At 70.4% G+C, this 7,385-nt stretch carries 4 protein-coding genes and 1 pseudogene; all 5 read left to right on the forward strand.

What is annotated here, in order from left to right; all coding sequences use genetic code 11:
• Positions 1-69: 69 nt before the first annotated feature.
• Positions 70-2,295, forward strand: a complete 2,226-nt coding sequence (metE, locus tag AB0F88_RS28770) for a 5-methyltetrahydropteroyltriglutamate--homocysteine S-methyltransferase (RefSeq protein ID WP_362690696.1) — start codon at positions 70-72, stop codon at positions 2,293-2,295.
• A gap of 286 nt (positions 2,296-2,581) precedes the next feature.
• On the forward strand, positions 2,582-3,379 hold the full coding sequence (locus tag AB0F88_RS28775) for an SAM-dependent methyltransferase (RefSeq protein ID WP_362690699.1): 798 nt from the start codon (positions 2,582-2,584) through the stop codon (positions 3,377-3,379).
• An 82-nt stretch (positions 3,380-3,461) separates the two neighbouring features.
• A pseudogene (locus AB0F88_RS28780) lies at positions 3,462-3,617 on the forward strand (IS5/IS1182 family transposase); the annotation flags it as partial.
• Positions 3,618-3,734: 117 nt separating this feature from the next.
• On the forward strand, positions 3,735-4,241 hold the full coding sequence (locus AB0F88_RS28785) for a lytic polysaccharide monooxygenase auxiliary activity family 9 protein (protein WP_362690702.1): 507 nt from the start codon (positions 3,735-3,737) through the stop codon (positions 4,239-4,241).
• 650 nt (positions 4,242-4,891) lie between these two features.
• Positions 4,892-7,385 (forward strand): NB-ARC domain-containing protein (locus AB0F88_RS28790; RefSeq protein ID WP_362691199.1); only part of this gene is annotated, 2,494 nt, incomplete at its 3' end.

The following is a 7,385-nucleotide window of genomic DNA, read 5'->3' on the forward strand; positions in this document are numbered from 1 at the left end:
TGTGTCTTTCCCGTGTGTTCCTTCCGTGTGGCCGTGGGTCGGCATGGCATGAGCCGAGGGAAGGACGCCATGAGCAAGGTCACCACGACCGTTTTGGGTTACCCCCGTATCGGGGGCCGTCGCGAGGTGAAGAGGGCGACGGAGGATTACTGGGCCGGGCGCATCGACGCCGCCGGCTTGCAGGAGACGGCCGCGGGGTTGCGGCAGGGGGTGTGGCGGGAGCTGTCGGGGGCGGGGCTGGATGTGGTGCCGTCCAACACCTTCTCGCTGTATGACCACGTGCTGGACACCACCGTCATGGTGGGGGCGGTGCCCGAGCGGTTTTCCGGGGCGGCGGATCCGTACTTCGCGATGGCCCGGGGTGCCGAGGGGATGGCGCCGCTGGAGATGACCAAGTGGTTCGACACCAACTACCACTACCTGGTTCCGGAAGTGGGCCCCGAGACCCGGTTCCGGCTCGACTGGAGCAAGCCGCTGGCCGAGCACGCCGAGGCGCGGCGGCTGGGCGTCGAGACCCGGCCGGTGCTGGTCGGGCCGCTGTCGTTCCTGCTGCTGGCCAAGTCCACCGAGCCCGGCTTCGCGCCGCTGCGGCTGCTGGACGGCCTGCTGGAGACCTACGCCGAGCTGCTGGAGCGGATGGCCGCGGCGGGGGTGGCCGAGGTGCAGCTGGACGAGCCGGTGCTGGCCGCCGACCGTACGGACGAGGAGCTGGCCGCGCTGCGCCGGGCCTACGCGCGGCTGGGGGAGCTCAGCAGCCGCCCCCGGCTGCTGGTGGCCACCTACTTCGGCGAGATCGGGCCCGCGCTGGAGATCCTGGCCCGCAGCCGGGTCGAGGCCGTCGGCCTGGACTTCGTCTCGGCGCCCGGCAACCTGGAGGCGCTGGCCGCCGCCGGTGGGCTGCCCGGCAAGACCCTCGTCGCCGGGGTCGTCGACGGCCGCAACGTCTGGCGTACCGACATCGCGAAGGCGCTGGCGACCTGTGCCGCACTGCTCGGCCTGAGCGACCGGCTGGTGGTGAGCACCTCCTGCTCGCTGCTGCACGTCCCGCTCGACCTGGACGCCGAGACCTCGCTGGACCCGCGGCTGCGCGAGCGGCTGGCCTTCGCCCGGCAGAAGGTCGACGAGGTCGTACGGATCGGCCGGGCGCTGAACGGCGAGGAGGTCGTCGCGGGGGAGAGGACCGTCGAGCGGTTCCTCAACCCTCGGGTGCGAGCCAGGCTGGACGCCCTGGGCGAGGGCCGCCCTCGCGCCCCGCACGCCGAGCGGCTCGCCGTGCAGAACGCCGACCTGGGCCTGCCGCCGTTGGCCACCACCACCATCGGCTCCTTCCCGCAGACCGGCGAGGTGCGCCAGGCCCGCGCCGCCATGCGCTCGGGCGACCTCGACAGGGCCGGGTACGAGCGCAGGATGGAGGCCGAGATCGACCGCGTCATCGCGCTGCAGGAGGACATCGGCCTGGACGTGCTGGTGCACGGCGAGCCCGAGCGCAACGACATGGTCCAGTACTTCGCCGAGATGCTGGAGGGCTACGCCGCCACCGAGCACGGCTGGGTGCAGTCGTACGGCAGCCGCTACGTCCGCCCGCCGATCCTGTTCGGCGACGTCTCCCGTCCCGAGCCGATGACGGTGCGCTGGGCCTCCTACGCGCAGTCGCGGACGAAGAAGCCGGTCAAGGGCATGCTCACCGGCCCGGTGACCATGCTGGCCTGGTCGTTCGTCCGCGACGACCAGCCGCTGGGCGAGACCGCCAGGCAGGTGGCGCTGGCGCTGCGCGACGAGACCCGCGATCTCGAGGCGGCGGGCATCAGGATCATCCAGGTCGACGAGCCCGCGCTGCGCGAGCTGCTGCCGCTGCGGCGGGCCGACCGCGAGGCCTACCTGGAGTGGGCGGTCGCCGCGTTCCGGCTGGCCACCAGCGGGGTGGCCGACAGCACGCAGATCCACACCCACATGTGCTATTCGGAGTTCGGGGAGATCATCGGCGCGATCGGCGACCTGGACGCCGACGTGACCAGCGTCGAGGCGGCCCGCTCCCGGATGGAACTCCTGGACGACCTGCGCGCCTTCGGCTACGCGCGCGGCATCGGGCCCGGCGTGTGGGACATCCACTCGCCCAGGGTGCCCTCGGTCGGGGAGATCGAGGCCGCCCTGCGTACGGCCGCGGCCTCGGTGGATCCGGCCCTGCTCTGGGTCAACCCCGACTGCGGCCTGAAGACCCGCGGCTATCCGGAGACGGAGGCCAGCCTCAGGAACATGGTCGAGGCCGCCCTGCGTGTCCGCGCGGAAGCGGTCTAGAGCCTGTTCAGAGGCTCGATCATGTGGTTGGGGTGAGGAGCCTCAGCCACGTGATCGAGCCTCGGAGACAGGGGCCGGTCTCGTGGCCTGCCAGGCCGGCCCGCCGATCGGTCTTCTCCGGGGCGACCGCGGTGATCCGGGCTGACCGCGGTGATCCGGGTCGACCGCGGTGATCCGGGCTGACTTCCGGCGAGCGCGCAGACCTCACTCGGGCGGCCGAGGGTCAATGTCCGGCCCTTGCGTGAAAATCGTCGGCGAAGGAGCTTGATTCACTAACCTTTCGCCCATGGACATAACGGGCGTGGACTTGAGCGTGCCGAGCGCGGCGCGCATATACGACTACTTGCTGGGTGGCAAGGACCACTTCGCCGCGGATCGCGAGGCCGCCGAGGTGGTGCTCCGGTCCGTGCCGAACGCGCGTGAGAACGCCAGGGCCAACCGCGCTTTCCTGGGCCAGGCCGTGCGCGTCCTCGTCGACGCGGGCGTCCGCCAGTTCCTCGACATCGGCGCCGGGTTGCCGACGCAGGAGAACGTTCATCAGGTGGCCCAGCGCGCGGCGCCGAACTCGCGGGTGGTCTACGTCGACAACGATCCCGTGGTGCTCGTCCACGCCCGCGCGCTGCTCGCCGACAACCCCGGCACGAGGGTCGTCCCGGCCGACATCCGCGACCCGGCCGCCCTCCTCCAGCACCCCACGGTCCAGGACTACCTGGACTTCACCCAGCCGGTAGGGGTGTTGCTGCTGGCCGTCCTGCACTTCATCCCCGATGACAAGGAGGCGGCCCGCATCGTCGCCGAGCTCCGTCGCCCCCTGGTGTCCGGCAGCCACGTGGTCATTTCCCACGGCCATCCCGGCGAGCTGACCGGAGACCTGGTGAAGAAGGGCCACGAGCTGTACGGCCACACCCGTCAGGGAGCCGCCGTCGGCCGTACCCGCGCGGACATGGCCGCGTGGCTGGAGGGCTTGGAACTCCTGGCTCCGGGCATCGTCCCCGTCCAGGGCTGGCGTCCTGAGAACGACTTCGAGCCCGTCCCCGACCTCGCGGAACCCGGCGTTTTCGGCATGGTCGCGAGAGTTCCGTAGGGGGCGATCCCCCGAGAGACGTCCGCCGGGTCCCGATGGTGATCGGTTCCAGGTTCACGAAACGGCCGGGCGAGCACACCCACCTGCCGGCCGCCCGCGCGCCCGTCCTGCCGCGGTGGCCGCCGACAAGGCCTGCTCCTCTCGCGGTGACCGCGTCCACCTGCGCCGACGCCACATCAAAGCCGTCATCCCCGAAAAGAGCGACCGGGCGGCCGACCGCAGGAACCGTCCCTCCCGGAGCCCGGCCGAAGCGGCCGTCATTCCTGACATGCTCCAGAATCTTTCATGACTCGAATGTTTACTGTTAGGAAACTTTCTTTTATATTCGAGTCACCCCCCAGCGAAGGAGCAGGACATGCGCAGAACGGTCACCTTCCTCGCGATGGCGATCATCGCCGTCGCCTCGACCGTGTTCATCGCGTCACCGGCCAACGCGCACGGCTACATCTCGTCGCCGCCGAGCCGTCAGGCCATGTGCGCCCAGGGCCGGGTCACCGGCTGCGGCGACATCATCTACGAGCCCCAGAGCGTGGAAGGTCCCAAGGGCCTGAAGAACTGCCACGGCAACGTCGCCCGGTTCTCGCAGCTCAGCAACGAGAGCAAGGGCTGGCCGGCGACGAGCGTGGGCAACTCGGTCACCTTCAACTGGGTGCTGACCGCCCGCCACGCCACCAGCACGTGGGAGTACTTCATCGGCAACACCCGGATCGCGGTGTTCAACGACGGCGGCAGGCAGCCCGGCGCCACCGTCTCGCACAACGTGAACCTGGGTGGCAGGACCGGACGCCTGAAGGTCCTCGCCGTCTGGAACATCGCCGACACCGCCAACGCCTTCTACTCCTGCGTCGACCTGCAGCGCTGATCCGCGACTCGCAGCTCGCAGCTTGCGACCCGCGACCCGCGACCCGCGACCTCGCGATCCGACCTGGCTGGACATGGCCGGATCCGTCAGGTTCAACAACATCCAACCAGGTTCAACCGGGTCTGACAGATTCAGCCGGGTCTGACAGGTTCAACCAGGTCTGACAGGTCCGGCCAGGTCTGATGGCAGAGGTCTGACCCGTCGGACCCGAACCGTTCCCGCGCCCTCCGCGGCCCGGCGGCGTCCGCGCCGTCTCCGGCCCGGTGGGTGCGGGGGCGGTTTCGTCGTTCCGGCACCTTTCCTGGCGGTCCTCTCCTCGGGTGATTCGAAAGAGGTCACCAAGGGCGATCGCGGTGTCACGGAAAAGGATCTCCCTTGAATGGGAGCCGGAATGGTGGGCGCGACGTCGTGGACATAGCAGCTCAAAGTGTGCAACACGGCTTTTCGTATGCGCTTTAATTGCTGAAACCTCGGTGATTCAACTCAACGTCAATGGGGAACAGATATCGTGCGTCCAGGGTTCCCGGCGCCCGTCGGGGCAGGGGTCGGCACTGTAGGGGTGGGCGGTGGCTCGTCGCACAAAAAGAATCACCGATGTCGCCACGGCGATTCTGGTGGTTTTGGGAATCCTGGTCGGACTTCCGGTGCGAATGGTCGAAGAATATCTTCCGGACGCGGTCGTCGAGCACCGGATCGAATGGGTCGCGATTTTCGGATTAACCGCCTCCCTTGTCGTCCTGCTGACATGGCTGACGCCGAAACTGAGGGAGTCACGCACGCGCGGCGAGCTCTTCCTGGTGCCGGACAGGCAGCCGGGCTGGGTCAGGAGGACCGAGCTGGACGACGTGGTCTCCACCCTGACGATGAGGGGCTCGGGCACGGTCGGGCTGACCACCGGTCTCGCCGGGGCGGGCGGGTTCGGCAAGACCTCCCTGGCCGTGGAGGCGTGTCACAGCGACGAGGTGCGGAAACGGTTCGGCGGCGGCGTCATATGGGTCACCGTGGGCCGTGACCGCGCCGGTGCCGACATCGCGGCGCTCGCCAACGACGTCACGGAGGCCGTGCTGGGCGTCCGGCCGGAGTTCTCCAGCCCCGAGCAGGCCGGTCACCGGATGGCCGAGGCCCTGGCGGAGCGGGGCCGCGTGCTGCTGGTGGTCGACGACGTGTGGAGCCTCAGGCAACTGCGCCCCTTCCTTGCCGCGGCCGTGCGGTCCCGGGTGCTGGTGACGACCCGGTTGCCCCGGGCACTGCCCCCGAAGGCGATCGCGATGATCGTCGACGAGATGGCGCCACGGGTGGCCGTCCAGGTGCTGAGCCGGGGGCTGCCGCCGATGAACCCCGGGGTCGTCAGCGACCTGGTCGGCCTGACCGGGAGATGGCCGCTGCTGCTGTCTCTCGTCAACGCGCGGCTGCGCGACGAGCACGGCACGGGGACGAACGCCGACGTCGCCGCGCGCCGGGCGGCCGGGCGGCTCGGCCGGACCGTACCCGCCGTCCTGGACGTCACCGTCGCCTCCCAGCGGGAGACCGCCGTGCTCGCCACCCTCGAGCACAGTCTGGAGGCCCTCGGCGCGTTCGACCGGGCCCGTTTCCTGGAACTGGGCGTCTTCCCCGAGGACGCCGAGATACCGGTCACCGTCGTCGAGCTTCTCTGGCGGGGCACCGCGGGGCTCACCTCCAAGCAGGCCGAACGGCTCTGCGGAAGGCTCCAGGACCTCTCGCTGGTCAGCATGCGTCACGCGAGGGGGGCGACGCCGTCGATCACGATCCACGACGTCGTCCGTTCCGCCGTCCGCTCGGAGGGCGGCCTGGGAAAGGAGCGCGCCGAGGCGGCCAACCGCGACCTCCTCGACGAGGCCAGGAACCTGATACCCGACGACGACCTCACGGCGGACGCCGAATGGTGGAGGCTGCCCCGGACCGTGCCCTACCTCTGGGACCACCTGCTGTTCCACCTCTCCGAGGCGAGGAGATACCGGGAGCTGGAGTCGCTCCTGCACGACGTGCGGTGGTTCGTGGCCCGGGTACGCGCGTTCGGGGTGGCCGCGGCGGAGTCGGACCTGGCGCTGTCGACCTCCCGTTCCGTCGCCGGGGTCCGCCGGTTGATCGACCGCAGCGCCCACCTGCTGACCCCCTTCGAGTCGGACGCCGTCTCCACGGCGAACCTGCTGGCCCGCCTCTACGCGTTCCCGCCGATGCGGGCGTCGGTCGAGCGCTACAGCCAGGAGAACAAGACCACCTTCCTGAGAGCCCGCTGGCCGCTGCCCGACGACGGCGCCACCTGCCTCCTGCGGACCCTGACCTCGGCGACGAGACGGCTCAACGAGGTGTCGATCACACCGGACGGGTCGCGGTTCGTCGTGCACGCCCGCGACGGCGGCGCGCAGATCTGGAAGGTCGACGGCACCACCCGGACAACGCTGGCCACCCACGGCAGGCCGGTGCGCGAGGTCGTCGTCGCGCCGGACGGTTCGTGGCTGGTGACCCGCTCCGGGAGCAGGAGGGTGCAGATATGGGGGATCGGCGGCACCGAGAGGGCCGTCCTGCGCACCGGGACGGGAAAGCTCGTCGCGATGGTGGCGGCGTCCGACGGTTCGTGGCTGGCGACCCTCTCCGCGCGAGGGAAGGGCCGCCTCTGGAATCCCGACGGGAGCAGGCGCGCCGCCCTGCGAAGCGGGACGGGAAAGCTCGCCGGGCTGGTGGCCGCGCCGGACGGTTCGTGGCTGGCGACCCGCTCCGCGGCGGGAAGGGTCGCTCTCTGGAGCCCCGGCGGGAAGAGACGGCTGGTCCTCAGGAGCCGGGTCAGGGTGAGAACCAAGCCGCGACGCCTGAAAGACGTCCTGAGGATGCGCGGCTGGAGCCAGGAGGACGAGAAGGTCTCCGGCCGGAACAGGCCGTTCGGCAAGGTCTCCGAGATGGCCGTCTCACCCGACGGTTCGTGGCTGGCGACCCTCTCCGGAGACGGGAGCGTGCGCCTGTGGGGGGTCGACGGCGCCGAGCGGGCCGTCCTGACGGGACACACCGGGACGGGATCGGGCATGCGGATCTCTCCCGACGGTTCGTGGCTGGCGACCTGGGCGTCCACCGGCCCGGTGCGGCTGTGGGAGGTCGACGGCAGGCAGCGGGCCGTCCTGACGGGTCACG

It is taken from the genome of Streptosporangium sp. NPDC023963 (assembly GCF_040639135.1).
Classification (GTDB): Bacteria; Actinomycetota; Actinomycetes; order Streptosporangiales; family Streptosporangiaceae; genus Streptosporangium.

What these genes read in the sequence shown, in the direction of transcription:
- AB0F88_RS28785 (WP_362690702.1), top strand. Translation starts at nt 3,735, where the DNA reads ATGCGCAGAACGGTCACCTTCCTCGCGATGGCGATCATCGCCGTCGCC.
- AB0F88_RS28775 (WP_362690699.1), top strand. Translation starts at nt 2,582, where the DNA reads ATGGACATAACGGGCGTGGACTTGAGCGTGCCGAGCGCGGCGCGCATA.
- metE (WP_362690696.1), top strand. Translation starts at nt 70, where the DNA reads ATGAGCAAGGTCACCACGACCGTTTTGGGTTACCCCCGTATCGGGGGC.